Below are 25281 nucleotides of genomic sequence, written 5' to 3' on the forward strand. Positions count from 1 at the left end.
TCTAGTCCACTGCCGTGGTGTAGACCTTAATCCGTTAAACGGACAGGCGAACAAGCGCGTGCGTGTGATCGACGAACGTCGGCAGGGTTGGGGAATCAGGGTGCAGCGGCACAGGACAGGAACGGTCGCGGCGGTGTCCGCGCTGGGCATGGTGGCGGTCCTCGGCGGCTGCGGGCTCACCGGCGACTCCGGCGAGGTGACGCTGAGGCTGGTCGCCGCCGACTACGGCGACAGCGAGGCCAACGGCTCGAAGGAGTACTGGGACGAGCTGGCCAAGGCCTACGAGGCCAAGCACCCCGACGTGACCGTGGACGTCACCGTCCACTCCTGGAACGACGTCGACCGCGAGGTCCGCGAGATGGTCGACGCCGGTGAGGCGCCCGACCTGGCGCAGATCGGCGCCTACTCCGACTACGCGGAGAAGGACCTGCTGTACCGGGCCGACGACGTGCTCTCCATCCCGGTCCAGGCCGACTTCGTCTCCCAGCTCGCCGGCGCCGGCCAGGTCAACGGCGTCCAGTACGGGCTGCCCTTCGCCGCCTCCACGCGCGTGCTCTTCTACAACAAGACCCTCTTCAGCGAGGCCGGCATCACGCCCCCCAAGAGCTGGGACGACCTCGCGGACGCCGCCGAGGCGCTGAAGGCGGAGGGCGTGAAGTACCCGTACGCGCTGCCGCTGGGCCCGGAGGAGGCGCAGGCCGAGACCATGCAGTGGATGCTCAGCGGCGACGGCGGCTACACCGACGACGTCGGCACCTACGCCGTCGACTCGCCGCAGAACGTCACCACCTTCACCTGGCTCCGGGACGAACTGGTCGGCAAGGGCCTCACCGGCCCGGTCGCCCCCGGCAAGCTGAACCGCGCCGCCGCCTTCGCCGCCTTCGCGAACGGCGAGGTCGGCATGCTCAACGGCCACCCCTCGCTGATGAAGATGGCATCCGACAAGGGCGTGAAGTACGGCATGGTGACCACCCCCGGCGCCGAGGGCGAGAGCCGGAACACGCTCGGCGTCACCGACTGGATGACCGCCTTCAAGGCGGGCGGCCACCAGGAGGAGATCGGCGACTTCCTCGACTTCGTCTACAGCGACGAGAACGTCCTCGACTTCTCCCGCCGCTACGACCTGTTGCCGGTGACCACCTCCGCGTCCCAGGTCATGAGCACCGCGGAGGAGGACAAGGCCCTGCGGCCGTTCCTGGACGAGCTGCTGCTCTCGGAGCTGTACCCGGTCGGCAAGACCTCCTGGGCCTCGGTCAGCGCGGACGTCAAGAAGCTCATCGGCCAGGCGGTCGCCCCCGGCAACAGCCCCTCGGAGGTGCTCGGCCGGATCCAGACGACGGCGATGCGGGCGGGCAGCGCGGAGTAGCGGGGCTGTCGGTGGCGGGCGCTACGGTGCCGTACATGGACCTGGGACGGCTCGGACAGAGGGAGCGGAACATCCTCGCGCTGGAGCGCCGCGGCTTTCCCGGCCCCGGCGCGAAGGAGCGGGCGATCCGCGAGGAGCTGGGCCTGGCCCCCGTCCGCTACTACCAGCTCCTCAACGCCCTCCTGGACGACCCCCGCGCCCTGGCCGCCGACCCGGTGACGGTCAACCGCCTGCGCCGGGTGCGCGAGACGCGGCGCGGGGAGCGGTAGGCCACCGGCCGGACGCACGGGCCGGATGCGCGGGCCAGGCGTGCGGTGCGGGTCCGCGGGATAGGTTCGCGGTATGGGCAGCCATCAGGAATCCACCCGAGACGACACGCCGGACCACCTGCCGACGCCCGCGACGGAGGCCGGACGTGCGGGGCTCGACGCCCTGCTCGCCCGCCCCGCCCGCGCGGTCGTCGCGCTCGACTTCGACGGCACCCTCGCGCCGATCGTGCCCGACCCCGACCGGGCCCGCGCCCACCCGGACGCCGTACCGGCGCTCGCGGCCCTCGCGCCGAAGGTCGCCTCCGTCGCGGTGATCACCGGCCGTCCGGCCGAGGTCGCCGTCCGCCACGGCGGCTTCGCGAACGCCCCCGGTCTGGAGCACCTCGTCGTCCTCGGCCACTACGGCGCCGAGCGCTGGGACGCCGCCACCGGCACCCTCTCCGCACCCGAACCGCACCCCGGCGTCGCCGCCGTCCGCGCCGAGCTGCCCGAGCTGCTGGAGCGGTCCGGCGCCGGGCCGGGCACCTGGGTCGAGGAGAAGGGCCACGCCGTCGCCGTCCACACCCGCCGCGCCCCCGACCCGCAGGCGGCCTTCGAGGCGCTGCGCGCCCCGCTCACCGGCCTGGCCGCCCGCCACGGCCTGATCGTCGAGCCGGGCCGCATGGTCCTGGAGCTGCGCCCGCCCGGCATGGACAAGGGCGCCGCGCTGCGGGCCCACGCCCGGGACGTCGGCGCCGAGACCGTCGTCTACGCCGGCGACGACCTCGGCGACCTCCCCGCCTTCGCGGCCGTCGACGCCCTGCGCGCGGAGGGCACCCCCGGCCTGCTGGTGTGCAGCGGCAGCGACGAGGTCCCCGACCTCAGGAAGCGCGCGGACGTGGTGGTGGACGGCCCGGCGGGAGTCGTACGGCTGCTGCGCGCCCTGGCGGACCGGCTGGCCTGAACCACGGCCCCCCTGCACGGAGAGGCCGAAAGCGGGTGCGGGGAGTCTCCCCGCACCCGCACCCGCACCCGCTCCCCGCACCCGCTTCCGCGAGACCCGCCGGTCACTCGCCGGTAGTCACCCGGCGGTCAGGACCTCAGCGCGTCCAGCTGCTCCAGGAACCACCGCGCCGGAGGCAGCGCCGTGCCCGCCGCGGCCAGCCGCTTCGACCGCTCCGCCCGCTCCCCGGCACCCACCGACAGCGCCTCGTGCAGCGCCCGGGCCGTCCCCGACACGTCGTACGGGTTCACCACCAGCGCGTCCTCGCCCAGCTCCTCGTACGCCCCCGCCTCCCGCGACAGCACCAGCACGCACCCCTCGTCGGAGACGACCGGCACCTCCTTGGCGACGAGGTTCATGCCGTCCCTGATCGGGTTGACCAGGGCCACGTCGGCCAGCCGGTACGCCGCCAGCGACCGTGCGAAGTCGTCCTTCACGTGCAGCACGACCGGCGTCCACCCCGCCGTCCCGAACTCCACGTTGATCGACTCCGCCACCCGCTGCACCTCCGCGGTGTAGTCCCGGTACACGGCGAGGTCCTGCCGCGACGGGTAGGCGAACGCCACGTGCACGACCCGCTCGCGCCACTCGGGCCGGTCGGTGAGCAGCTGCCGGTAGGCCAGCAGCCCGCGCACGATGTTCTTGGACAGCTCGGTCCGGTCCACCCGCACGATCGTCCGGCGTCCCTCGCCGATCTCCGCCCGCAGCGCGGCCATCCGCTCGTCCACGTCGGCCTCGTGCGACCGCTTCCGCAGGAAGTCAGCGTCCGCGCCCAGACCGTGCACGCCGATCTCGGTGGAGCCGGTCCCGCCCACCAGCGCGTCGCAGCACGCGGTGAACGCGTCGGCCCAGCGCCGGGTGAGGAACCCGAGCCGGTCGGCGCCCAGCATGCCGCGCAGCACCTGCTCGGCGATGTCGTCCGGCAGCATCCGGAAGTAGTCCACCGGCGCCCACGGCGTGTGCGAGAAGTGGCCGATGCGCAGGTCGGGACGGAGTGCGCGGAGCATCCCCGGCACCAGCGTCAGGTGGTAGTCCTGCACGATCGCGACCGCGCCCTCGGCGGCCTCCTCGGCCAGCGCCTCGGCGAAGGCCCGGTTGTACGCCTCGTAGGAGGCCCACTGCCGCCGGAACTCCGCGTCGAAGACCGGCTCCACGGGCGTCTGGTACAGCATGTGGTGCACGAACCACAGCACGGAGTTCGCGATCCCGTTGTACGCGTCCGCGTGCACGTCGGCCGGCACGTCCAGCATCCGCACGCCGTCCTCGCCCACCCCGCGCCGCACCGCCTCGCGGTCGCCGTCGCTCAGCGCGGAGCACACCCACAGCGCCCCCGCGTCGGGCCCGATGGCCGACAGTCCCGAGACCAGCCCGCCACCCCCGCGTTTGGCGTGCAGCGAGCCGTCCTCGCGCACCTCGTACGAGACGGGCCCCCGATTGGAGGCGACCAGCACCTGAGCAGCACCGAACCTTGAAGCCATACGCCTCAACCTAGCCCGGCCCCCGAACCCTCAAACGTGGACCGCCGGCCCTTCGGTGCGCGTCGGCCGAGATTCACGCCACCCTCCGGGCCGCGTACTCCGCGATCTCCGTCATGGGGGGCCGTTCCTCCGTGTCCACGGGGTACGTGCGCGGCTCGAAACCGGCGGGGCCCCGCTCGAACTGGGTGAGGGCCGGCCGGACCAGGTGGCCGCGGGCCAGCCGGAGCTGGGCGGTGCGGTAGATCGCGGCGGACATCCGGCCCAGGGCCTGGCCGTCCTGGTGGCGGTGTCTGCGGACCCCGACGTCGACCTGCGCCAGGCCGTCCAGGCCGACCAGGTGCAGGGCGTCGACCAGCATGCCCAGCTCGACGCCGTACCCGACGGGGAAGGGCAGCCGTTCGAGCAGCGAGCGGCGGGCCGCGTACTCGCCGCCCAGCGGCTGGACGAAGCCGGCCAGCCGCGGCCAGTGCATGTTCAGCAGCGGGCGGGCCATCAGCTCGGTGACCCGGCCGCCCTGCCCGGGAGCCGCGCCGAGCGGACGGTCGTACATGGCCTTGACGAGGTGCACGTCCGGGTCGGTGAGCAGCGGACCCACGATCCCGGAGACGAAGTCGGCCGAGAACTCCCGCAGGTCGGCGTCGACGAAGCAGACGATGTCGCCCCTGGTGACCAGCAGCGAGCGCCACAGCACCTCGCCCTTGCCGGGGACGGCCGGGATGCGGGGGAGGATCGCGTCGCGGTGCACGACCCGGGCGCCCGCCGCCGCGGCCACCGCCGACGTCCGGTCGCGCGACCCGGAGTCCACGACGACGACCTCGTCGACGAGCGGGTCCCGCCCCATCAGCTCCCGGCGGATCACCGTGACGATGTCACCGACCGTCGCCTCCTCGTCCAGGGCGGGGAGCACCACGCTCACCGTCTGTCCGGTGGCGTGCTTGGCGGTCAGCAGCTGCTGGACGGGCCGGTCCGTCACGGACCAGGAGCGTGCGCCCAGCCAGCGCTCGACTTCTTCCAGCACGGTCCGTGGCTCCTCTGTGATCCATCTCGCGGTACGGACGGCTGTCTCGACCGCCCTGGCCTTCGGTTACAGTCTTGAACAACGCGTGGGGCCACCGCATGCCGGGGTCGCCGCGCGCACCGCACAACAATCGAATACCGCTCATCCAGAGGGGCAGAGGGATACGGCCCGTTGAAGCCCCGGCAACCCTCCAGTCGGTTCTTGTCACGCAGACGTGGCGAGGCTCCCGGCTAGGGAAGGTGCCAAATCCGTCTCACGGCGAGATGCGTCGTGAGGAAGATGAGGAGAAAGGGCCTCGCCTCCATGGCTGTGCAGACCGCCGAAAGCACCACCACCACCCCCTCCGCCGCCCCCGCCGGCTCCGTCGATCTGGGCCCCGCCGCGGCGCTCTCCTGTCGCGAGTGCGGTCACCGCGTGCCGCTCGGCCCGGTCTTCGCCTGCGAGGAGTGTTTCGGCCCGCTGGAGATCGCCTACGACTTCTCGGCCTACGACACCGAGGAGCTGCGGGGGCGCATCGAGGCGGGCCCCGCGAACATCTGGCGGTACGCCCCGCTGCTGCCCGTCCCCGCCGACGTGGCCGACAAGCCGAACATCAACCCGGGCTGGACCAAGCTCGTCAAGGCCGACAACCTCGCCCGCGAGCTGGGCGTCACCGGCGGCCTCTACGTCAAGGACGACTCCGGCAACCCGACGCACTCCTTCAAGGACCGTGTCGTCGCCCAGGCCATCGAGGCCGCCCGCGCCTTCGGCTTCACCACCCTCTCCTGCTCCTCCACCGGCAACCTCGCGGGGGCCGTCGGCGCCGCCGCCGCCCGCGCCGGCTTCCGCTCCTGCGTGTTCATCCCGCACGACCTGGAGCAGGGCAAGGTCGTCATGGCCGCCGTCTACGGCGGAGAGCTCGTCGGCATCGAGGGCAACTACGACGACGTGAACCGCTTCTGCTCCGAGCTGATCGGCGACCCGGCGGGCGAGGGCTGGGGCTTCGTCAACGTCAACCTGCGGCCGTACTACGCCGAGGGTTCCAAGACGCTGGCCTACGAGATCTGCGAGCAGCTCGGCTGGCGGCTGCCCGACCAGCTCGTGGTCCCGATCGCCTCCGGCTCCCAGCTCACGAAGATCGACAAGGGACTGCAGGAGCTGATCAGGCTCGGTCTCGTCGAGGACCGGCCGTACAAGATCTTCGGTGCCCAGGCCGCCGGCTGCTCGCCGGTGTCCACCGCCTACAAGGCCGGCCACGACGTCGTACGCCCGCAGAAGCCGGACACCATCGCCAAGTCCCTCGCGATCGGCAACCCGGCCGACGGGCCGTACGTCCTGGACATCGCGCGCCGCACCGGCGGCGCCGTCGAGGACGTGACGGACGAGCAGGTCGTCGACGCCATCAAGCTGCTCGCCCGCACCGAGGGCATCTTCGCGGAGACGGCGGGCGGCGTGACGGTCGGCGTCACCAGGAAGCTGATCGAGGACGGCGTCCTGGACCCGTCGCTCACCACCGTCGTCCTCAACACCGGCGACGGCCTGAAGACGCTGGACGCGGTGGCCGGCACCGGACTCACCACCACCATCCGCCCGAACCTGGACTCCTTCCGAGAGGCTGGCCTCGCATGAGCGTGACCGTTCGCATCCCCACCATCCTGCGCACCTACACCGGTGGAAAGGCCGAGGTCGCCGCCGACGGTGCGAACCTCGGTGAGGTCATCGCCGACCTGGAGAAGAACCACACCGGCATCGCCGCCCGCGTCCTGGACGACCAGGGCAAGCTGCGCCGCTTCGTCAACGTCTACGTCAACGACGACGACGTCCGCTTCGAGCAGGGCCTGGAGACCGCCACCCCCGACGGCGCGGGCGTCTCCATCATCCCGGCGGTCGCCGGCGGCTGACCCGCCCCCGTCGTTACCATCGGTAATTGAGATAACGCAGCGTTCATCGAACGGCCCCCTCCGTGAGAGAAGCGGAGGGGGCAATTCCATGGGATTGAGCGCGGTAGAGTTGGGGAACGCGCTCCCGACCGAAAGATCGGGAATCCCGAATTCCTGCCCGGCGCCCGACAAGATGTAGCCAAAGTGTGGGCGTATTTCGCGGCTTTTGTGCCCTTTGCGTGCCCCGACTTGACCCGAATTCAGGCGAATTCTCGCCACATTGCGGACCGGGTGCGTCCAGATTTCTCGTCCGACTGACCTGTTGCAGACGGCAGTTGGACAGATACATTCAGCCGCGGTCGACGCGTTCCGGCGCACGCCCCCAGTCGTGGGGGGCGAGGTCTGACCCGGGTCCGCGAAGTGCGGATCTGTGCAAGGGCCAGTAATAGGGGAGTTAGGCATGGCTCAGGGCACCGTCAAGTGGTTCAACGCGGAGAAGGGGTACGGCTTCATCGCGGTCGACGGTGGTGCGGATGTTTTCGTCCACTACAGCGCGATTCAGATGGACGGTTACCGCACCCTCGAAGAAGGCCAGCGGGTCGAGTTCGAGATCTCGCAGGGTCAGAAGGGCCCGCAGGCCGACATGGTTCGCCTCAGCGCCTGAGACGTCCGGCCACGCAAAGCGAACGGTTCTTCTCCGAAGGGCCCGCACCTCCCCGGAGGTGCGGGCCCTTCGGGCTGTCCGCGGCCGCCGGCGCGGGGCCGCACCGGTGTTCGCGGGCGGCTGAGCCGCCGGGCCGATCCCCGGAAGGCGCTTGCACTCGATGGGGGCGAGTGCTAATCATTGGCGTTAGCACTCTGAAGGTGAGAGTGACAACGAAGGACCGGGTCGGTGAGGCCCGCAGGCCGGGTGGGGAAGGAACCACAAGGCCGGCGAGCCGTCCGTCGCGGGCGCGGGCGCGGTCCGAAGGAATCACCCCCAGTCCTGGAGGGACCACTTCACATGGCCAAGATCATCGCGTTCGACGAGGAGGCACGGCGCGGCCTCGAGCGCGGCATGAACCAGCTCGCGGACGCCGTCAAGGTGACGCTCGGCCCCAAGGGCCGCAACGTCGTCCTCGAGAAGAAGTGGGGCGCCCCCACGATCACCAACGATGGTGTCTCCATCGCCAAGGAGATCGAGCTCGAGGACCCGTACGAGAAGATCGGCGCCGAGCTGGTCAAGGAAGTCGCCAAGAAGACGGACGACGTCGCCGGTGACGGTACGACCACCGCGACCGTTCTCGCCCAGGCCCTGGTCAAGGAAGGCCTGCGCAACGTCGCGGCCGGCGCCAACCCGATGGCCCTGAAGCGCGGCATCGAGAAGGCCGTCGAGGCCGTCTCCGCCGCCCTGCTGGAGCAGGCGAAGGACGTCGAGACCAAGGAGCAGATCGCCTCCACGGCCTCCATCTCCGCCGCCGACACCCAGATCGGCGAGCTGATCGCCGAGGCCATGGACAAGGTCGGCAAGGAAGGCGTCATCACCGTCGAGGAGTCCCAGACCTTCGGTCTGGAGCTGGAGCTCACCGAGGGTATGCGCTTCGACAAGGGCTACATCTCGGCGTACTTCGCCACCGACATGGAGCGTATGGAGGCGTCGCTCGACGACCCGTACATCCTGATCGCCAACTCCAAGATCGGCAACGTCAAGGACCTGCTGCCGCTCCTGGAGAAGGTCATGCAGTCGGGCAAGCCGCTGCTGATCATCGCCGAGGACGTCGAGGGCGAGGCCCTGTCGACCCTGGTCGTCAACAAGATCCGCGGCACCTTCAAGTCCGTCGCCGTCAAGGCCCCGGGCTTCGGCGACCGCCGCAAGGCCATGCTCGGCGACATCGCCATCCTCACGGGCGGCGAGGTCATCTCCGAGGAGGTCGGCCTCAAGCTGGAGAACGCGACCCTGGACCTCCTGGGCCGCGCCCGCAAGGTCGTCATCACCAAGGACGAGACCACCATCGTCGACGGCGCCGGCTCGACCGACCAGGTCAACGGCCGCGTCAACCAGATCCGCGCCGAGATCGAGAACAGCGACTCGGACTACGACCGCGAGAAGCTCCAGGAGCGCCTGGCGAAGCTGGCCGGCGGCGTGGCCGTCATCAAGGCCGGTGCCGCCACCGAGGTCGAGCTCAAGGAGCGCAAGCACCGCATCGAGGACGCCGTTCGCAACGCGAAGGCGGCCGTCGAGGAGGGCATCGTCGCCGGTGGTGGCGTGGCCCTGCTCCAGGCCTCCCAGGTCTTCGAGAAGCTGGAGCTGACGGGTGACGAGGCGACCGGCGCCAACGCCGTGAAGCTCGCCCTGGAGGCCCCGCTGAAGCAGATCGCCGTCAACGGTGGTCTCGAGGGCGGCGTCGTCGTGGAGAAGGTCCGCAACCTCACCGTCGGCCACGGCCTGAACGCCGCGACCGGTGAGTACGTCGACATGATCGCCGAAGGCATCATCGACCCGGCGAAGGTGACCCGCTCTGCCCTGCAGAACGCCGCCTCCATCGCCGCGCTGTTCCTCACCACCGAGGCCGTCATCGCCGACAAGCCGGAGAAGGCCGCCGCGGGCGGCGCCCCGGGCGGCATGCCGGGCGGTGACATGGACTTCTGATCGGCTCCGGTCGATCAACCGTCCTACGGACCGAGGGCGGCACTCCCCGACAGGGGGTGCCGCCCTCGGGCGTTCTCCGCTCCCCGACCCCTCCGGGCGGATGTGACCTGGACCACTCATGACGGCCCGTCGGAATGCGGACGGCGAGCGGGCCTGTTGGCGCCGGTGGGTGCATGCGCATGCACATACTGACCGGTACCTCCCAAGGAGCCCCCACGTGACCGTCACCGCCTCCGACACCGCCTCGCGCGCCGCGCAGGTCCTCGCCCGGCCCGTCACCGTCAACGGCCTGACCGTGCCGAACCGGATCGCCATGGCCCCGATGACCCGGATGTTCTCCCCGGGCGGCGTCCCCGGTGACGACGTGGCCTCCTACTACGCCCGCCGCGCCGCCGCCGGCGTCGGTCTGATCGTCACCGAGGGCACCTACGTCGGCCACGCCTCCGCCGGGCAGAGCGACCGCGTGCCGCGCTTCCACGGCGAGGAGCAGCTGGCCGGCTGGGCGAAGGTGGCCGAGGCGGTGCACGCGGCGGGTGGCACGATCGTGCCGCAGCTGTGGCACATCGGCATGGTCCGCAAGCAGGGCGAGCCCCCCTTCGCCGACGCGCCCGCCGTCGGACCCTCCGGCCTGCGCATCGGCGAGGACGAGGTCACCGGCACGGCGATGACGCAGCGCGACCTGGACGACGTGATCGGCGCCTTCGCCGAGGCCGCGGCCGCCGCCGAGCGCATCGGCCTCGACGGCGTGGAGATCCACGGCGCCCACGGCTACCTCGTCGACCAGTTCCTGTGGGCCGGCACCAACCGGCGCACCGACGCCTACGGCGGCGACCCCGTCTCCCGCACCCGGTTCGCCGCCGAGATCGTGGCCGCCGTGCGCGACGCCGTCTCGCCCGCCTTCCCCGTGATCTTCCGCTACTCGCAGTGGAAGCAGGAGGCCTACGCCGCCCGCCTCGCCGAGACGCCCGAGGAGCTGGAGGCGATCCTCGCCCCGCTCGCCTCGGCCGGCGTCGACGCCTTCCACGCCTCCACCCGCCGCTACTGGCGCCCGGAGTTCGACGGCTCCGACCTCAACCTGGCCGGCTGGACCAAGAAGCTGACCGGCAGGCCCGCCATCACCGTCGGCTCGGTCGGCCTCGACGGCGACTTCACCAAGTCCTTCCTGGGCGAGGGAGCCCCCGTCGGCAGCCTCGACAACCTCCTCGACCGCATGGAGCGCGACGAGTTCGACCTCGTCGCCGTGGGCCGTGCCCTGCTCCAGGACCCCCAGTGGGCCGAGAAGGTCCTCGCCGGCCGCTTCGACGCGCTCGCCCCGTACGACGCGGCGTCGATCAAGACCCTCAGCTGAGCGCCGTGCGCACCACGGCGTAGGGTCCGTGGATCACCAACTGGCGTACGGCCTGCGGTAGACCAGTGAGGAGTGATCGATGAGCACGACCGGACCCGTGGTGCGCACCGTCGGCGGCGCGGTGCGCGGACAGACCTCGGACGGCCTGACCGTCTTCCGCGGCATCCCCTTCGCCGAGGCCCCGGTCGGGCCGGCCAGGTTCGCCGCCCCGCGCCCCGCCCGCCCCTGGGACGGCACCCGCGACGCGTACGCCTTCGGCCCGCCGCCCCCGCAGGACCTGGGCCTGGCGGGCCCGGCCGGCACCCATTCCGGGGGCGACGACTGGCTGACGGTCAACGTCTGGACCCCCGAGCCCGACCCGGCCGCGCGCCGCCCGGTGATGGTGTGGATCTACGGCGGTGCCTACAAGCTCGGCCACTCCGGCAGCCCCGGCTACGACGCCCGCCGCATAGCCGTCGACGGCGACCTCGTCGTCGTCACCTTCAACTACCGCGTCGGCATGGAGGGCTTCGCCCACATCGAGGGCGCCCCCGCCAACCGGGGCCTGCTCGACCAGGTGGCCGCGCTGGAGTGGGTGCGGGACAACATCACCGCGTTCGGCGGCGACCCGGAGCGGGTGACCGTCTTCGGCGAGTCGGCGGGCGCCGGTTCGGTCGCCTCCCTGCTGGCCATGGACCGCGCGGCCGGCCTCTTCCACCGGGCCATCGCCCAGAGCGTGCCGGGCACCTTCTTCTCCGCCGAACTCGCCCGCGACATCGGCACCGTCCTCGCCGCCGAACTGGGCCTGCGCCCGACCGTCGCCGACCTGGCAGCCGTGGACCCGGCCGAACTGGTCAAGGCGGGCCAGACCCTCGCACCCCGGATGCCGCAGTACGTGGACCGCTGGGGGCAGGCCGCGCCCACGACCACCCCGTACTCGCCGGTCGTCGACGGCGACGTCCTGCCGGTCACCCCCTGGCAAGCGCTGGCCTCCGGCGCCTCCCGGGACGTCGAGCTGGTCGTCGGCCACAACCGCGACGAGAACCGTCTGTTCACCGCCATGGCCGGCAAGCTCGGCCGGATCGGCGAAGAGCGCGCGGACAAGGCGCTGCGGCTGTACGCGCCGGGCGGCGAGGCGGCCTACCGCGCCGCGTACCCCGACGCCTCCGCGAACGACCTGTACGACCGCGTCCAGACCGACTGGCTGTTCGGCATGCCGTCCCTGCACCTGGCCGAGGCGCATCTCGCGGGCGGCGGCCGGTCCCACGTCTACGAACTGACTTGGCCGGCGCCGGGCGGCGGCGGCGCCCTCGGCGCGTGCCACGCCCTGGACGTTCCCCTGCTCTTCGGCACGTTCCAGGCCGACCTGGGGGTGCTGCTCTTCGAGGGCGCGGAGCCGTCCGCCGACGCGCTGGCGTTGTCGGCCCGGTTCCGTGCCTCGTGGACGTCGTTCGCCCGTACTGGCGACCCGGGCTGGCCCGCCTACGACACGCAGCGGCGCCTGGTGCAGATTCTGGACGCGGAGCCGGTGGTCGCGCCGTACCCGGAGGAGGCGTCACGGCGGCTGTGGGAGGGCCACGAGTTCGCGGCGCTGCCTCTGCTGGGGTGAGGCCGGTACGCCGGGCCGTGCCGGTGGAGTGACCGTCGGGCCGCCCGCTTTTCTGCCAGTGTCGTACGTCCGCGAACCGAGTGAAGGGCGCTGCGCGTCGCTTTCGGTGATGGCCCTGCGGGGCCACCCTTGACCCGGTTCGCTCCAGCACGAGGGAGAAGCGAGCGGGCGGCCTGGGGAAAGCGGGGTCCCAGCGGCAACGGTCCCTCACGTCGGCTACGGAGCCCTCCGGCGTGACGGGACGCGCTCGCGCCTCGCATGCACGCCGGGCCGTCTCGGCGGCTGTCGGTGGGTGGTGGGGCGCGCGGGTGCGCGGCGGCACGTGGCGTGTGGGCTGCTCCGCATGTCCGGCGGGGGAGGGTGGTGTCGAAAAGCGTGAACACTTCGGGCCGAAGTGTTCACGCTTTTCGAGAGGCCCCACGGTCATCTGGAAGCCGACGACGCCTTGAGGGCGCTGACGAAGAACACCCAGGCATCGGCCCGGAACAGGAGGTTCGGGCCGTAGGGGTTCTTGGAGTCGCGGACCGGGACGACGGCCGCATTGCCGACGGAGGCTTCGAGGCAGTTGTCGCCGCTTCCGCCGCTGTAGCTGGACCTGTGCCAGTCGTTCTCAGGGGTGGTCTCCATGGGCGTAATTCTGCGCCACCTGCTCGATCATGGACAGGGACTTCCCAGGCGGGAGGGCGGACATCATCAGCAGGTCGTAGTAGCCGCGGTAGCGCGCGACCGTAGCGGGGTCGTCGTCGACCCGTCCGGTACCGACTCCTTCGAGATAGACCAGGGGTGGGGTGTCCGCGAAGTCCATCAGCCGGACACAGCCCTGCATCGCCGGATGCGCGCCCACATCGAAGGTCAGCACCTGCACGATGACCCGGTTGTCCCGCATCAGCGCGGCGAGGTGGCGGAGGGCCTCCGCCATGACCGCGCGCCCGCCCGTGGCCCGGTGCAACGCGGCTTCGTCCAGGACGGCCCACAACACAGGCCCTGTTGGATCGGCGAGCACACGGGCTCGCTCCATCCGTGCCGCCACGAGCTCGTCAATCACATCGTCCGCCGCAGTCGGCTGGTAGGCGCGGCAGACGGCCCGCGTATATCCCGGGGTTTGCAGCAACCCCGGGACCAGCATCGACGCGTACTCCCTGATCGTCGTCGCCGACCTCTCCGCCTCCGCCGCCTCGGCGAAGTGCTCGGGATACTTCGACTTCGCCGAAGCCGCGCAGTTGCGCCGGAAAAAGTCCTCCGTTCCCAGCGCCTCGTCCAGCAGCCGCGCGTACTCCGGCTGCATCCTGCGCGTACCGGACTCCAGTTGTCCGATGAAGGAGCCGCTGACGAACAGCCGGCCGCCCAGTTCCTCCTGGCTCAGCCCGGCCTTCTCGCGGGCGTGCCGCAGCTCGGCGCCCAGGAGGGCGCGGGGGGACGACGAGGGGTCGAGGTCTTTGGGTCCAGGCATGGCAGCGGAACTCCCGGTCGTACACCGAAGGTTGTTGGGGCGCCCTGTCTGGCCAGGTTAGAGCCGGTTCGGACACGCTGTGTCGCGATTCACGAACTCTGCGTGGAGGTGAGGAAGCGTGCGGTCGACCGAAGAAGTCGTCGAGACCTTGCGACAGGCCCTCGTGGGCGCCGGTGTGGTGTTGCCGTCCCTGGGCGTCGATCCGGTGACGGGTGCGAGCGAGGAGCCGTTCGCGCTGGTCGAGCTGGGGCGCTGCAACGTGCGGGTCGCCGAGCGGCTGGCGTCGGTGGTGCGGGGTGAGCGGCCGCCGGTGGGCGCGCACGCCGTGGACGCGCGGGACGGGCGCGTGGGCGAGGTCATGGGGCATGGCGAGGGCGGCGTGCGGCTGCGCCCGGTCGGCGGTGGCCGTGCGTGGGACTGCCCGGTCGCGTCGGTGGCGGACGCGGAACCGGGGGACGTGCTGCGGGCCCGGCTGCACCGGACGAACCAGGAGAGCGCCCAGGGCTAGTCCGGAGCCGCGATCCGTTCCGCCGCCGTCACCGGCTCGGCTCAGAGGCCGCCCATCGGCTCGACGTCCACCCGCACCGGCGTCCCCCACACCCGCAGCACCTCGTAGTCCGTGAACTCGTGGACGAGCCGGTACGCCATCGCCGCGCGGGGCGCGCGCAGTTGGGCCGCGATGTACAGCTCGGCCTCGCGGCGGTCGCGGCGCGGGGTGCCGCACAGCTGCCACGCCTGCCCGTTCCACAGCTCGGGCAGCCAGCGCTGCTGGGGCTGCGGCCGGTCGCCGCGCGTCCCGTACCGGGACGGGACCGGCTCGGTGGGCCGCGCGGGCAGCGGGCCGCCGTTGTACTCGGCGCGGCGGGCGGCGCGGCGCCGGGTCTCGCAGAGCAGGCAGAGATCGGGGGCGGCCTGGTCCACCGGCCCGTTCGGGTGCTCGGGGCAGCGGGTGCTGGGGGCCGCCGCCGTGACGCTCTCCTCCAGCTGGTCCAGCGCGCGCTTCAGGTCGGCGCGGACCTCGTGCAGCTTGGCGTCCGGCGTGTCGGCGGTGAGGGCCTCGCCGTGCTCACCGAGGAGACGCAGGGCGCGGCCCAGGGCGGTCAGCTGGGCGTGGTTCATGCTCCCCAGCGTCGCACACGGCGCGGCCGGCGCCCTCGTCCAGACCGAAGAAGTACGTCGCCGCGAACCCGACCACGTACCCGGTGAGCAGCCCGCCCCCGTACACCCCCGCCGTCGCCGCCCAGCCCCCGCCACCCGCCAGGAGCGGGAACAGCGCCCAGCCGGACGGGCCGATCGCCGTCGCCCCCACCTCGGTGCCGAGCATCGCGAACAGGCCGACGAAGGCGCCGCCCGCCGCTCCGCCCACGCAGGCGGTGAGGAAGGGGCGGCCGAGAGGCAGGGAGACGCCGTAGATCAGGGGTTCGCCGACGCCCAGCAGGCCGGCGGGGAGCGCCGACCTGATCGTCGTCCGCAGGGACGTGTCGTGGCGCAGCCGGACGTAGACCGCCGCGGCCGCGCCGACCTGGCCGGCCCCGGCCATGGCCAGCAGGGGCAGCAGGACGGTGTGGCCCTGCTGCTCGATGAGGGTGGTGTGCAGCGGGATGAGGGCCTGGTGCAGGCCCAGCATCACCAGGGGGAGGAAGAGGCCGCCGAGGACCAGGCCGGCCAGGGCGCCCGTCGTCGCCAGCAGCCAGGTCGCGGCCGCGCCTACGGCCGTGGCGACCTCGCCGGCCGCGTACATGAGGACGTACAGGGTGACCAGGCCGGGGACCAGGACCGTCAGGGTGGGGGTGAGCAGGACGTCCAGGGTGCCGGGGAACCGGGCGCGGCACCACTTCTCGACCCGGGTGGCCAGCAGGGCCGCCGCCAGCGCCCCGAGGACGCCGCCCTGGCCGGGGGCGAGCGCGGCGCCGAACACGGTCACCTTCGCGACGCCCGGGTAGACGACGACGGCGGCGACCGCGCCGCCCAGCACGGGCGTGCCGCCGAACTCCTTGGCCGTGTTGTGGCCGACGAACACGGCGATCAGCGCCATGAACCCGGAGGCGACGGCGGCCAGGGCGGCGGTGAGGCCGGGCAGCAGCCCCAGGTTGCTGAGCAGGCCGCCGACGCCCGCGACGATCCCGCAGCCGATCAGCGCCGGGATGAGCGGGACGAAGATGTCCGCGACGCGGCGCAGGGCCGTCCGCAGCGGCGTCGCGGCCCGCTCCCGCTGACGCTCCTTCAGCGCGGCGCCGCGCCGGGCGAGGACGTCGGCCGTGCCCCCGCCCCCGGCCGCCAGCAGCGCCTCGAAGGCCTCCGTCACCCGCCCGACCACCCCGGGGCCCAGCACCACCTGGTACGTGTCGCCGTCCTCCACCACCCCGAGCACACCGGGCAGGGCGCGCAGCGCCTCGTCCTCCACCCGGGACCGGTCGGCCAGGCCCAGGCGGAGGCGGGTCATGCAGTGGGCGACGGAGACGACGTTGGCGGGGCCGCCGACCAGGGGGAGCAGCGCGGCGGCCGTGGCGTGGGGGTCCTTGTGCACCCCCCGAGCGTGCGGTCAGCCCCGTCCCGCCGCCAGCGCGGCGCGCAGGTGGCCGCCGGAGTCCTCCAGAAGGCGGGCGGCCGTCGGGCCGTCCACGTCGGCCAGCAGGGTCAGGATCGCGGGCTTGACCTCACCGCCGGTGGCGGTCAGGGCGTGCTCGATCTCGTCGTCGGCGGCGCCGGTGGCCAGCGCGACGATCCGGCGGGAGCGGGCGCGCAGCTTCTCGTTGGAGGCGCGCACGTCCACCATCAGGTTCCCGAAGGTCTTGCCGAGACGGATCATCGTGATCGTCGACAGCATGTTCAGGACCAGCTTCTGCGCCGTGCCGGCCTTCAGGCGGGTCGACCCGGTGATCAGCTCGGGACCGGTGACGACCTCGATGCCGTGCTCGGCGGCGGCCGCCAGGGCGCTGCCCCGGTTGCAGGCGAGGCCCACGGTCAGGGCGCCGAGCGCGCGGGCGTGCTCGACGGCGCCGACGGCGTACGGGGTGCGGCCGGAGGCGGAGACGCCGACCACCGCGTCGTCGGCGGTGAGACCGAGGGCGTCCAGGTCGGCACGGGCCAGCTCGGCCGAGTCCTCGGCGCCCTCGACGGAGGTGACCATGGCCTCCGGGCCGCCCGCGATGAGGCCGACGACCTGTCCGGGGGCGGTGTTGAACGTGGGCGGGCACTCCGAGGCGTCCAGCACGCCGAGCCGGCCTGCCGTGCCGGCGCCCGCGTAGACCAGCCGTCCGCCGCGTGCCATCCGGGCGGCCACCGCGTCGATCGCGGCGGCGATCTCGGGCAACCGCTCGGCGACGGCGGAGGGCACGGTCAGGTCCTCGCCGTTCATTGTCCGCGCGATGTCCAGCGTGGCCAGCCGGTCGATCTCGGCCAGCTCGGGCCGGAACGCCTCGGTGGCGAGGGTCTCCAACTGGGAGCGGAGTTCGGGGTGGTGGGGGGTGGAGGTCATGGGTGCAGCTCTTTCGGTTCGATCTCGATGCTGGACAGTGCAGCGTCCCTAGGGGCGCGGGGAACTGCGCGTCCAGCCACAACGGACTCGCAGCCGCCCACGACGATCAACCCCTACGGTCTCCCGCGCACCCCATGCCGATGAGCCAACGCCTCGTAGGACGCCGCCAGCGCCGGCGCCGCCGACTCGTACGTCCGCTGCGCCACGCCCACGAACAGACAGTCCACCACCAGCAGCTGACTGGTCCGGGACGACATCGCCGCCGGCCGCAGCTCGCTCTCCCGCGACGTGGACGTGGTCAGTACGTGGTCGGCGTACTGCGTGACGGGGCTGTCGGGGCGGCCGGTGATGGCGACGGTCGTCGCGCCCCGTTCGAAGGCCACCCGCAGCGGCTCGATGACGTCCCCCGTCGACCCGGAGTGGGTGATCGCGAGGGCGACGTCCCCGGCGCGCAGCTGCACCGCGTTGGTGACGGCGAGGTGCGGGTCGCCGGGGGCGTGCGCCATCAGCCCTATCCGCAGCAGCTTCTGGGTGAGGTCCTGGGCGACCAGCCCGGAGGCACCGATGCCGTACACGTCGGTGCGGCGGGCGGCGGCCAGCGCGGTGACGGCCGCGCCGAGCTGGACGGTGTCCAGTCCGGCGGCGGTGTCGGCGAGGGTCTGCTGCTCGTCGTAGGCCAGCTTGGCGACGACGTCGGCCATTGGGTCGTCGACCGCGATGTCGGTCGTGATGGCGGGCGCGCGGCCGGACTGCTGCTGGGCGGCGAGTCCGGCCAGCGCGAGGCGCAGATCGCGGTAGCCGGGGTAGCCGAGGAGCCGGGCCGTGCGGACGACGGTCGCCTCGCTGGTGCCGGTGAGCTCGGCGAGGCCGGTGACCGTGAGGGCCGCGCAGCCGGCCGGGTCGTTCGCGACGGCCTCGGCGACCCGCTGCATGGACCGCGTCATCGAGGGCGCCAGCGTGCGCACCTTGGCCGCGAGGGCGCCGGGCGCGGGCGGTGTGCCGCCGCTTCCGGCACCGCGACGGCCGGCGGACGCGGTACCGCCCGCCGCCCGGCCGCCCGGACTGCCGAAAGTTTCCTTCACTTCATCGGTCACTCATGAAAGATATTTTCGTTTCGGTCCGCGGGTCAAGAGTGCGCACAATGGGTGCATGGACCCCATCAGCCCCCTGGAGCAGACGCTGCATGCCGCGCGCGCCCTCGTCCTCGCCGACCTGGTGGCGGGCCAGGTCGCCGAGCCCGACGTCGTGTCGCTGGTCGAGGAGTCCGTCGCGCAGCGCCGCTGGTGGGTCGAGCAGTGGCCCGAGGGCGCGGAGTTCGTCGCCGGGCTGGTCGCCCAGGACGTGCAGGACGCCCTGCTGGAGCGGTACGGCCGCTGGCCGCTGTGCCCGGTGTGCGGCTCGGGCGACCCGCACGCGCTGGACGTCGAGCCGGAGCTGGGTCCCGACCCGCACTGGGTCTGCGGCAAGGCCGGCGTGAAGGTCGCGGCGGTCGGCTCGCTGGGCGCCGCCGGCACGCCCGCGTCGTGAGGCCGGGCCGGTGACCGTCTACATCGACCCGCCGACCTGGCCCGGCCACGGCCGGATGTGGTCGCACCTCGTCAGCGACGTCTCCTACGCCGAACTCCACGCGTTCGCCGAGACCCTGGGCGTGCCGCGTCGTGCCTTCGAACGCGACCACTACGACCTGCCCGCCCAGCGGTACGCCGACGCCGTGTCCGCCGGGGCGCTGGAGGTCAGCAGCCGCGAGGTGGTGCGGCTGCTGCACGGTGCGGGGCTGCGGCGCAGGAAGGGCGGGGCTCAGTCGCGCAGCTCGTAGGCGAGCACCTTCTCGTCCTCGGCGACCAGGCGGTAGCCGGCGCGGGTGACGACGGCCTGCGAGCGGACGTTGTCCCGGTCGATCTTCGCGAGGAGGGTGGTGCCGCCCTCGCGGGCCGGCGGCCAGGCCGACAGTACGCGCAGCGCCTCGGTGGCGTAGCCCTGGCCGCGGGCGTCCTCCGTGAGGTCGTAGCCGATCTCGGCCCGGCCCTCCTCGTCCGGCGGCCCGTGGAAGCCCATGGCGCCGACCGCGCGGCCGTCCTCGGCCCGGACGAGCACGAACATGCCCCACTCCGGCCGGTGCACCCCCGCCTCGTACGCTTTCCACAGCAGTCCGGCGCCCTCCCGTGTGCCCTGGAAGGGCCCGCTGTCGGTCCACACGAACCCGCCGTCGCCACCGGCCGCCAGATCGGCGGCCGAGGCCGGGGTGAGGCCCACGAGGGTGAGCCGTCCGGCGGGCAGGGCCAGGTTGTTCTTCCAGCGCCACTCGGTCAGCGGGGCACGCCCCGGCAGCTCGCCGCGCCCGGTGGCCCACAGCAGGGTGCGCCAGGGGTCGGTGCCGGGCTGGACGTGCGGGAAGATCCGGGCGAGGACGTCGGCGCACAGCCCGGCGGGCGGCTCGTACGCCAGGCCGAGGCCCTCGGCGATGTCGTGCGTGTGCACCAGCACCTCGGTGATCCCCATCGCCGCGAACCCCTCGCGGTCCGCGCTGCGGAAGGGGTACGGGTGGAAGGCGCGGACCTCGCGCGGGGTGGTGCGGACGGTGGCGGCGAGCAGGGCGCCGGTCGTCTCGATCACCTGGAGCACGCCCTCGTTGCCGGTGCCCTCGTCCAGGGTGAGCTCGAAGGGCACGTAGGCCTCGGTGGCGCGTCCGGCCAGCTGGCCCGCGTAGGCGATGAGGTCGCCCGCGACGTGCTCCGCCGTGTACCGGCAGCTCCACTCCAGCCGGCCGGCCCGCGCCCCCTCCCAGTCCCGGTCCGTCACCGTCCGCAGCAGCGCGACGGCGCCCGCGACGGCCTCCTCCACCTGTTCCCCGCCCATGGTCCGCATGCCGGGCAGGCTACGATGCGCGGCCCCCGCCGGGCGACAGCATTTCCAGCTCGCCGGTGAGGTTGTACCGGGCGGTCGCCTCCCACGCGCGCCGTCCGTGCGGGGTGTGGAACAGCCGGGGCAGGGCGAGGAGTTGACGGAGCACCGCGGCGCGCCCCTCGCGGAAGGCGTCGTCCGGCACGAAGCCGTACTCCTCGCGCACGGCCGCCGTGTACGCGGCGTACGCCGACGGCGGCGAGGCCAGCACGGCCAGGTCGGCGTCGCACAGCACCTGCCCGTCCCGGTCGTCGCCGGCCGGGGCGTGGGTGACGGTGAGCCGCACCAGCCGGACCACCTCGGCGGTCCTGGGCGCCGGCACGCCCGCCTCGGTCAACGCCCGTTCGGCCAGGCGGGCCGACCGCTCCTCGTTCTCGGACCGCTCGGGCCGGTACACCGCGTCGTGGAACCACGCGGCCAGCCGGACCGCGGCCGGGTCGGCCGCGTACTCCTCCAGCACGTCGACGTGGTCCAGGACCGCGGTCAGGTGGGCGAGCGTGTGGTAGCGCCGCTGGGGCTCGGACCACCGGCGCAGCAGGTCGTCCGCGTACCGGTCCGGGTCGGGATGACCGGCGCCCTCGCGGGCCGGGAGGAGGGCGTGCAGCCAGCGGGAGCGCAGGGCGTCGAGGTCGGCCATGGCGGCCATTCTTCCAGCGGGGCCGGACCGCCGGGCCGGTCCGTGCGGTCCGGGGCCCGTGGTGTCCGAAGTCCGTGGTGTCCGGGGCCCGTGGTGCTGACCTCGGAGCGGGGCCGCGCCTACCGTGGGGCCATGACGACTCCTGCAGACGTGCACGACGTACGCGACCCCGAGCGGCCCGGACGGCTGCTGGCCCTCGAGCGGGACGAGCTGGTGCCGCTGCTGCGCTCCCGGGCGGACGGGGACTTCGCGCTGCCGGTGGCCGCGTGCCCGGGGTGGACCGTGCGGGACGTGCTGGCGCACTGCTCCGCCGCGCTGATCCGGGTGGTGGAGAACCGCTTCGAGGACGGCGTCTTCTCCCCGGAGTCCAACGACCGGGACATCGCCGAGCGCGCCGACTGGACGAACGCCCGCGTCGTCGACGAACTGGAGCGGGGGATGACGGAAGCCGGTCCGGTGATCGCCCGGGCCGACGGTGCGCTGGACGGGATCGCGCTGGGGGAGTGGGTGCACGCGGGCGACGTGCGGGACGCCCTCGGCGAGCCGGGGGCGTACGCGGGGCGCGGGCTGCCGGAGGCGCTGGCGCTGCTCGGCACCCTCACCCGCGACCGCGGCCACGTCCCGCTCCACGCCGACCTCGACGACGTGGACGAGCCGCTGAAGCTGGGCGCGGTGAGCGGCGAGCGGCCGCCGGGGCGGTTCATCGGGGACGCCGCGACCCTCGTACGGCTGTACGCCGGCCGGCCCGTGAACGGCACGGCCGACGCGGACGGTGCGGCCGGGTACGAGCTGGCCGGGGTGCGGGCGGCGGAGCTGAACCTCTTCGGCGGCTGAGCGGGCCGAGGTGGGCCGAGCGGCCGGTGCCCGTCTGGGCGTAGTCTTGGATTGGACTAGACCTGTAGCAGGCCGACGAATGGGGTCCCATGAGCAAGCGTGCAGTCCTGGAGGTGATCGCCCTCGACGTCGAGGACGCGGTCGCCGCCCAGGCCGGAGGCGCGGATCGCCTCGAACTGGTCACCGACATGGCGGCCGACGGCCTCACCCCGTCGACCGCGACGGTCGCCGCGATCCGCGGGGCCGTCGACATCGACCTGCGGGTGATGCTGCGGCTCGCTGACGGGTTCGCCGCCGGGGACGTCGAGCGGCTGGTGCGGCTCGCCGCGGAGATGCGGGAGGCCGGGGCCACGCAGTTCGTGCTCGGCTTCCTCGACGCGCACGGCGACGTGGACCTCGTGGCCGTGGAGCGGGTCGCCGGGGCGCTGGACGGGTGCCGGTGGACCTTCCACCGCGCGATCGACCGCGCCGCCGACCGGGACGCCCTGCGCAAGCAGCTCGCGGACTTCCCGGGGCTGGACACCTACCTGACCGCCGGGTCGGCGGCCGGGGTGGACGACGGGCTGCCCGTCCTGCTCGCCGAGGCGCGGCGGCGGGGCGAGCCGGGGTACGAGCAGCGGCTGCTGGTCGGCGGCGGTCTGCGGCTGGACCACGTACCGGGCCTGCGGGACGCCGGGATCGACGGCTTCCACATCGGCGGCGCGGCGCGGCCCTCCGGGTGGACCGGCCCGGTGTCCGCGCAGGCCGTGGCGCAGTGGCGCCGGGCACTGGACGCCTAGGGCCTGTCCCTGCCGCGCCCCCGCGGCCGGGGGTGGTGGTCGCGCCGCCCCGGCCGGTGGCACGACCGTCCGCCACCGGGCCGGCTGCGCGGGCACGGTACGGCGCTACCGGACCAGCTGCGCGGGCAGATCCGTGCCGTGGGTCACGATCAGGCCCGAGACCGCGCGGGTCAGCGCCACGTACAGCCGCCGCAGCCCGGTCCGCTCGTCCGGCTCGCCGTCGACCACCGCCCGCGGCTCGTCCAGGACCACGTAGTCGTACTCCAGGCCCTTGGCCAGGGAGGCCGGGACCAGGGTCAGGCGGGTGGCGCGCGTGGTCTCCTCGCCGGGCCCCACGAAGCCGAGCCCGGCCGCCCCGAGGGCCGCCGCCAGCTCCGGCACCCGCGCGTCGGCGGCGATCAGGCCGACCGAACCCTCCCGTTCCAGCAGCTCGCGGCAGGCCGCCAGCACGTCCGCCGTTCCCGCCGTGCCCGGCGGCGTCGGGCGGATGTCGAAGAAGCCCGGGTTCTCGCGGATCGACGCCACCGGCGTCAGGCCCGGCGCGATGTGCGGCAGCAGCCGGGAGGCGTACGCGATCACGTCCGTCGGCACCCGGAAACCGGCCGTCAGCTCCTCCACCACGGCCTCGCCCTTGCCCAGGTGGGCCAGCGCCTCGGACCAGCTGCGGGTCGCCCACGGCGTGGTCCCCTGCGCCAGGTCCCCGAGGACGGTCGCCGAACCGGTGGTGCAGCGCCGGCCCACCGCGCGGTACTGCATGGGGGACAGGTCCTGCGCCTCGTCGAGCACCACGTGCCCGAGGGAGTGGGTGCGCTCGACCAGATCGGTGGCCTCGTCGATCAGCACGGCGTCGGCGGCCGACCACCTGGCCGCCCGCACCGAGCGGGCCGGCTTCACCCACAGCACCGCCTTGCGCTCCTCCTCGGTGAGGACGCCCGCGGAGTGCTCCGCGAGGAAATCCGCGTCCGACAGGAGGCGCAGGACCAGCTTCGCGGGCTCCACCTGCGGCCAGACCTGCTTCACCAGCGCCTTCACGGCGGCGTTGCGGGCCACCGCGTTCTGCACCCGGTCGTCCGGCGCCTCGCCGGCCCGCTCCATCTGCACCAGCACCGAGTGCGCGATCCGCTGGGGAAGGGCCTCGCGGGCGGCCCCGTAGCGGATGTCGCGGGCCAGCAGCTCGCGGACGATCTCCTCCAGCTCGTACGCCGCCACCCGCCAGCGCCGCGAGCCGCGCACCACGACGACCCCCTCGGTGGGCAGGGTGACGTGCGAGTAGAGGGCCCGGCGCAGCACCTCCGCCATCCGCGCGTCGCCCTTGACCACCGCCGTCGCCGCCTCGTCCGCGCCCCGCACCTCGACGTGGGCCACCAGGTCGTCGACGGTGGCCTGGCGGACCGTCAGCTCACCCAGGGCGGGGAGCACCTGCTCGATGTAGTGCAGGAAGGACCGGTTCGGCCCGATGACCAGGGTGCCGGTGCGGGCGAGGCGCTCGCGGTGCGCGTAGAGGAGGTAGGCGACCCGGTGCAGGCCGACGGCGGTCTTCCCGGTGCCGGGGCCGCCCTGCACACAGACCGAGCCGGACAGTCCGGCGCGCACGATCTCGTCCTGCTCGGGCTGGATGGTCGCCACGATGTCGCGCATCGGACCGACGCGGGGCCGTTCGATCTCCCGCTGGAGCAGCCGGCTGGTGACCGCCGCCTCCGCCGGGTCGGACAGGTGCTCGTCCTCGTACGCCGTCAGCTCGCCGCCGGTGTAGCCGAAGCGGCGGCGCAGCGCGACGTCCATCGGGTCCTTCTTCGACGCCCGGTAGAACGGCTGCGACACCGGCGCCCGCCAGTCGATCACCATCGGGTCGCCGTCCGCGTCGTGCACGTGCCGGCGCCCGATGTAGAAGCTCTCACCCTCCGCGCCCTCGGCCCCTTCCGCGCCCGGGGAGTGCAGGTAGTCGAGCCGGCCGAAGAACAGCGGGGTGTCGCTGAGGTCGGCGAGCGCCTTGATGCGCTCCTCGATCTGGCTCTCCAGCACCGCGGCGTTGACCCAGTTCGCGGTGACGTCGGTGATGTCGAGGGCCTCTACGTCGGCGCGCATGCCACGCAGGGCGGCACGGGACGCGGCGAGGTGCGAGCGCTCGCGGGTCAGGGGGTCGTCGTGGACGGGCGTGGACAAGGGAGTGCCTCCGGGTGACCGTGTGGGCTGGGGCGCGGGTGCGCGCGAGGGGCCGACCGGTTTCCGTCCGGAGGGCGGCACTCCGCGAGGGAGGCGGGCAGGAGCGGAGAGTGTAGGGGAGCGGGGACCGCGGGGGCCAACCGTTTTCCCCCCGCCCCGCCGCGCCCCCCCCGCGCCCCGTCGTCCCCTAGGGGACGCGCCCTCCTGCCCGAGGGTGCCGGGTCCCCCTGAAGGGGGACGGGGCGGGGGACGGGGTTGGGTCCATGGACCGATGCCGGACCGGGGTCCGCGGTCGCACCATGGAGACATGAGCGCAGCAACCATCTCCCCCGCCCCGGCACCGGGCCGCGCGTCCGGTGCCACGCCCGTGGCCGGCAGCCACCGGCACCGGCTCGGTGACGCCCTGCGCGCCGTCAGGGTGTTCGCGGGCGCCGCCTTCGACGTGGTCGTGCTCGGCGAGTACGGCGAGGAGGCCGGTGTCCGCCGCAGGTGAGCGCCCCGG

At 73.3% G+C, this 25281-nt stretch carries 26 protein-coding genes and 1 riboswitch; of the genes, 15 read left to right on the plus strand and 11 right to left on the minus strand.

What is annotated here, in order from left to right:
- Positions 1-148 precede the first annotated feature (148 nt).
- The 3 genes from ACGF5T_RS07510 (at position 149) to otsB (ending at position 2578) form a co-directional block, all read left to right on the plus strand.
- A complete protein-coding gene (locus ACGF5T_RS07510) occupies positions 149-1366 on the plus strand; it encodes an extracellular solute-binding protein (protein WP_356608710.1) in 1218 nt (405 codons plus the stop codon).
- Positions 1367-1401: 35 nt separating this feature from the next.
- Complete coding sequence (locus tag ACGF5T_RS07515; protein ID WP_356608463.1) at positions 1402-1635, plus strand: DUF3263 domain-containing protein; 234 nt, start codon at positions 1402-1404, stop codon at positions 1633-1635.
- 73 nt (positions 1636-1708) lie between these two features.
- Positions 1709-2578, plus strand: a complete 870-nt coding sequence (otsB, locus tag ACGF5T_RS07520) for a trehalose-phosphatase (protein ID WP_361015650.1) — start codon at positions 1709-1711, stop codon at positions 2576-2578.
- A gap of 128 nt (positions 2579-2706) precedes the next feature.
- On the opposite strand, the gene ACGF5T_RS07525 is transcribed toward otsB, so the two are convergent.
- Positions 2707-4095, minus strand: a complete 1389-nt coding sequence (locus tag ACGF5T_RS07525) for a trehalose-6-phosphate synthase (protein ID WP_361015648.1) — start codon at positions 4093-4095, stop codon at positions 2707-2709.
- Between the two features lie 73 nt (positions 4096-4168).
- Positions 4169-5113, minus strand: a complete 945-nt coding sequence (locus ACGF5T_RS07530) for a glucosyl-3-phosphoglycerate synthase (RefSeq protein WP_356608457.1) — start codon at positions 5111-5113, stop codon at positions 4169-4171.
- A gap of 138 nt (positions 5114-5251) precedes the next feature.
- Positions 5252-5399: riboswitch (SAM riboswitch) on the plus strand.
- Between the two features lie 17 nt (positions 5400-5416).
- On the opposite strand from ACGF5T_RS07530, the gene thrC reads away from it, so the two are divergent.
- From thrC to ACGF5T_RS07560, 6 genes are all read left to right on the plus strand, one after another.
- Entirely contained in the window at positions 5417-6721 is a 1305-nt protein-coding gene (gene thrC, locus ACGF5T_RS07535) for a threonine synthase (RefSeq protein WP_356608455.1), read from the plus strand.
- On the plus strand, positions 6718-6993 hold the full coding sequence (locus tag ACGF5T_RS07540; RefSeq protein ID WP_053133038.1) for a MoaD/ThiS family protein: 276 nt from the start codon (positions 6718-6720) through the stop codon (positions 6991-6993). Before thrC ends, ACGF5T_RS07540 begins: the two co-directional genes overlap by 4 nt.
- Before the next feature lie 439 nt (positions 6994-7432).
- Entirely contained in the window at positions 7433-7636 is a 204-nt protein-coding gene (locus tag ACGF5T_RS07545; protein ID WP_004929928.1) for a cold-shock protein, read from the plus strand.
- 339 nt (positions 7637-7975) lie between these two features.
- Positions 7976-9601, plus strand: coding sequence for a chaperonin GroEL (gene groL, locus ACGF5T_RS07550; RefSeq protein ID WP_053133035.1), 1626 nt, complete (start codon positions 7976-7978; stop codon positions 9599-9601).
- A 217-nt stretch (positions 9602-9818) separates the two neighbouring features.
- Positions 9819-10949, plus strand: a complete 1131-nt coding sequence (locus ACGF5T_RS07555; protein WP_356608453.1) for an NADH:flavin oxidoreductase — start codon at positions 9819-9821, stop codon at positions 10947-10949.
- Between the two features lie 79 nt (positions 10950-11028).
- Positions 11029-12537, plus strand: a complete 1509-nt coding sequence (locus ACGF5T_RS07560; RefSeq protein ID WP_366766729.1) for a carboxylesterase family protein — start codon at positions 11029-11031, stop codon at positions 12535-12537.
- A 423-nt stretch (positions 12538-12960) separates the two neighbouring features.
- On the opposite strand, the gene ACGF5T_RS07565 is transcribed toward ACGF5T_RS07560, so the two are convergent.
- Together ACGF5T_RS07565 and ACGF5T_RS07570 are read right to left on the minus strand one after the other, a co-directional pair.
- Positions 12961-13164, minus strand: coding sequence for a DUF397 domain-containing protein (locus ACGF5T_RS07565; RefSeq protein ID WP_356608449.1), 204 nt, complete (start codon positions 13162-13164; stop codon positions 12961-12963).
- Entirely contained in the window at positions 13148-13987 is an 840-nt protein-coding gene (locus ACGF5T_RS07570; protein ID WP_356608447.1) for a helix-turn-helix transcriptional regulator, read from the minus strand. Before ACGF5T_RS07570 ends, ACGF5T_RS07565 begins: the two co-directional genes overlap by 17 nt.
- Positions 13988-14105: 118 nt before the next feature.
- Between ACGF5T_RS07570 and ACGF5T_RS07575 the strand changes: the two genes are divergently transcribed.
- The gene (locus tag ACGF5T_RS07575) at positions 14106-14495 is read left to right on the plus strand and encodes a hypothetical protein (protein WP_356608445.1); all 390 of its coding nucleotides are present in this window, start codon (positions 14106-14108) and stop codon (positions 14493-14495) included.
- Between the two features lie 41 nt (positions 14496-14536).
- Here the strand turns inward: ACGF5T_RS07575 and ACGF5T_RS07580 are convergent, their stop codons facing one another.
- The 4 genes from ACGF5T_RS07580 to ACGF5T_RS07595 form a co-directional block, all read right to left on the minus strand.
- Entirely contained in the window at positions 14537-15106 is a 570-nt protein-coding gene (locus ACGF5T_RS07580; protein WP_356608443.1) for a hypothetical protein, read from the minus strand.
- Complete coding sequence (locus ACGF5T_RS07585) at positions 15054-16514, minus strand: PTS transporter subunit EIIC (protein WP_356608441.1); 1461 nt, start codon at positions 16512-16514, stop codon at positions 15054-15056. The genes ACGF5T_RS07580 and ACGF5T_RS07585 overlap by 53 nt, the downstream gene beginning before the upstream one ends.
- A 15-nt stretch (positions 16515-16529) precedes the next feature.
- Positions 16530-17465, minus strand: coding sequence for an N-acetylmuramic acid 6-phosphate etherase (murQ, locus tag ACGF5T_RS07590; RefSeq protein ID WP_366766728.1), 936 nt, complete (start codon positions 17463-17465; stop codon positions 16530-16532).
- Positions 17466-17578: 113 nt separating this feature from the next.
- A complete protein-coding gene (locus tag ACGF5T_RS07595) occupies positions 17579-18559 on the minus strand; it encodes a MurR/RpiR family transcriptional regulator (protein ID WP_356608437.1) in 981 nt (326 codons plus the stop codon).
- A 55-nt stretch (positions 18560-18614) separates the two neighbouring features.
- Between ACGF5T_RS07595 and ACGF5T_RS07600 the strand changes: the two genes are divergently transcribed.
- Positions 18615-18992: a hypothetical protein gene (locus ACGF5T_RS07600; RefSeq protein ID WP_356608435.1), complete on the plus strand. Its 378-nt coding sequence runs from the start codon at positions 18615-18617 to the stop codon at positions 18990-18992.
- Between the two features lie 10 nt (positions 18993-19002).
- A complete protein-coding gene (locus tag ACGF5T_RS07605; protein ID WP_356608433.1) occupies positions 19003-19281 on the plus strand; it encodes a DUF4031 domain-containing protein in 279 nt (92 codons plus the stop codon).
- Here the strand turns inward: ACGF5T_RS07605 and ACGF5T_RS07610 are convergent.
- Together ACGF5T_RS07610 and ACGF5T_RS07615 are read right to left on the minus strand one after the other, a co-directional pair.
- Positions 19263-20330, minus strand: a complete 1068-nt coding sequence (locus tag ACGF5T_RS07610; protein WP_356608431.1) for a GNAT family N-acetyltransferase — start codon at positions 20328-20330, stop codon at positions 19263-19265. The two genes, ACGF5T_RS07605 and ACGF5T_RS07610, sit on opposite strands and share 19 nt — an antisense overlap.
- Positions 20331-20340: 10 nt before the next feature.
- Positions 20341-21003 carry a hypothetical protein gene (locus ACGF5T_RS07615; protein ID WP_366766727.1) on the minus strand — a complete coding sequence of 221 codons (663 nt, stop codon included), beginning with the start codon at positions 21001-21003 and terminating at the stop codon, positions 20341-20343.
- A 132-nt stretch (positions 21004-21135) separates the two neighbouring features.
- Between ACGF5T_RS07615 and ACGF5T_RS07620 the strand changes: the two genes are divergently transcribed.
- Both ACGF5T_RS07620 and ACGF5T_RS07625 read left to right on the plus strand, forming a co-directional pair.
- On the plus strand, positions 21136-21837 hold the full coding sequence (locus ACGF5T_RS07620) for a maleylpyruvate isomerase family mycothiol-dependent enzyme (RefSeq protein WP_361015632.1): 702 nt from the start codon (positions 21136-21138) through the stop codon (positions 21835-21837).
- A gap of 89 nt (positions 21838-21926) precedes the next feature.
- Complete coding sequence (locus ACGF5T_RS07625; RefSeq protein WP_361015630.1) at positions 21927-22616, plus strand: copper homeostasis protein CutC; 690 nt, start codon at positions 21927-21929, stop codon at positions 22614-22616.
- Between the two features lie 105 nt (positions 22617-22721).
- Here ACGF5T_RS07625 and ACGF5T_RS07630 read toward each other — a convergent pair whose 3' ends face one another.
- Complete coding sequence (locus tag ACGF5T_RS07630; protein ID WP_361015628.1) at positions 22722-24779, minus strand: ATP-binding domain-containing protein; 2058 nt, start codon at positions 24777-24779, stop codon at positions 22722-22724.
- A gap of 307 nt (positions 24780-25086) precedes the next feature.
- Between ACGF5T_RS07630 and ACGF5T_RS07635 the strand changes: the two genes are divergently transcribed.
- Positions 25087-25272 (plus strand): hypothetical protein, encoded by a 186-nt coding sequence (locus ACGF5T_RS07635; protein WP_053132991.1) that lies wholly within the window; start codon positions 25087-25089, stop codon positions 25270-25272.
- Positions 25273-25281: the final 9 nt, after the last annotated feature.

Origin of the sequence: Streptomyces sp. NPDC047853 (assembly GCF_043204535.1) — a bacterium.
In the GTDB taxonomy this organism is placed as follows: domain Bacteria; phylum Actinomycetota; class Actinomycetes; order Streptomycetales; family Streptomycetaceae; genus Streptomyces.

Coding starts and splice junctions, on each gene's coding strand:
- ACGF5T_RS07565 (WP_356608449.1), bottom strand. CDS start 13,164: ATGGAGACCACCCCTGAGAACGACTGGCACAGGTCCAGCTACAGCGGC.
- thrC (WP_356608455.1), top strand. CDS start 5,417: ATGGCTGTGCAGACCGCCGAAAGCACCACCACCACCCCCTCCGCCGCC.
- ACGF5T_RS07545 (WP_004929928.1), top strand. CDS start 7,433: ATGGCTCAGGGCACCGTCAAGTGGTTCAACGCGGAGAAGGGGTACGGC.
- murQ (WP_366766728.1), bottom strand. CDS start 17,465: ATGACCTCCACCCCCCACCACCCCGAACTCCGCTCCCAGTTGGAGACC.
- ACGF5T_RS07540 (WP_053133038.1), top strand. CDS start 6,718: ATGAGCGTGACCGTTCGCATCCCCACCATCCTGCGCACCTACACCGGT.
- otsB (WP_361015650.1), top strand. CDS start 1,709: ATGGGCAGCCATCAGGAATCCACCCGAGACGACACGCCGGACCACCTG.
- ACGF5T_RS07515 (WP_356608463.1), top strand. CDS start 1,402: ATGGACCTGGGACGGCTCGGACAGAGGGAGCGGAACATCCTCGCGCTG.
- ACGF5T_RS07610 (WP_356608431.1), bottom strand. CDS start 20,330: ATGCGGACCATGGGCGGGGAACAGGTGGAGGAGGCCGTCGCGGGCGCC.
- ACGF5T_RS07615 (WP_366766727.1), bottom strand. CDS start 21,003: ATGGCCGACCTCGACGCCCTGCGCTCCCGCTGGCTGCACGCCCTCCTC.
- ACGF5T_RS07580 (WP_356608443.1), bottom strand. CDS start 15,106: ATGAACCACGCCCAGCTGACCGCCCTGGGCCGCGCCCTGCGTCTCCTC.
- ACGF5T_RS07600 (WP_356608435.1), top strand. CDS start 18,615: ATGGACCCCATCAGCCCCCTGGAGCAGACGCTGCATGCCGCGCGCGCC.
- ACGF5T_RS07625 (WP_361015630.1), top strand. CDS start 21,927: ATGAGCAAGCGTGCAGTCCTGGAGGTGATCGCCCTCGACGTCGAGGAC.
- ACGF5T_RS07570 (WP_356608447.1), bottom strand. CDS start 13,987: ATGCCTGGACCCAAAGACCTCGACCCCTCGTCGTCCCCCCGCGCCCTC.
- ACGF5T_RS07620 (WP_361015632.1), top strand. CDS start 21,136: ATGACGACTCCTGCAGACGTGCACGACGTACGCGACCCCGAGCGGCCC.
- groL (WP_053133035.1), top strand. CDS start 7,976: ATGGCCAAGATCATCGCGTTCGACGAGGAGGCACGGCGCGGCCTCGAG.
- ACGF5T_RS07525 (WP_361015648.1), bottom strand. CDS start 4,095: ATGGCTTCAAGGTTCGGTGCTGCTCAGGTGCTGGTCGCCTCCAATCGG.
- ACGF5T_RS07635 (WP_053132991.1), top strand. CDS start 25,087: ATGAGCGCAGCAACCATCTCCCCCGCCCCGGCACCGGGCCGCGCGTCC.
- ACGF5T_RS07510 (WP_356608710.1), top strand. CDS start 149: ATGGTGGCGGTCCTCGGCGGCTGCGGGCTCACCGGCGACTCCGGCGAG.
- ACGF5T_RS07560 (WP_366766729.1), top strand. CDS start 11,029: ATGAGCACGACCGGACCCGTGGTGCGCACCGTCGGCGGCGCGGTGCGC.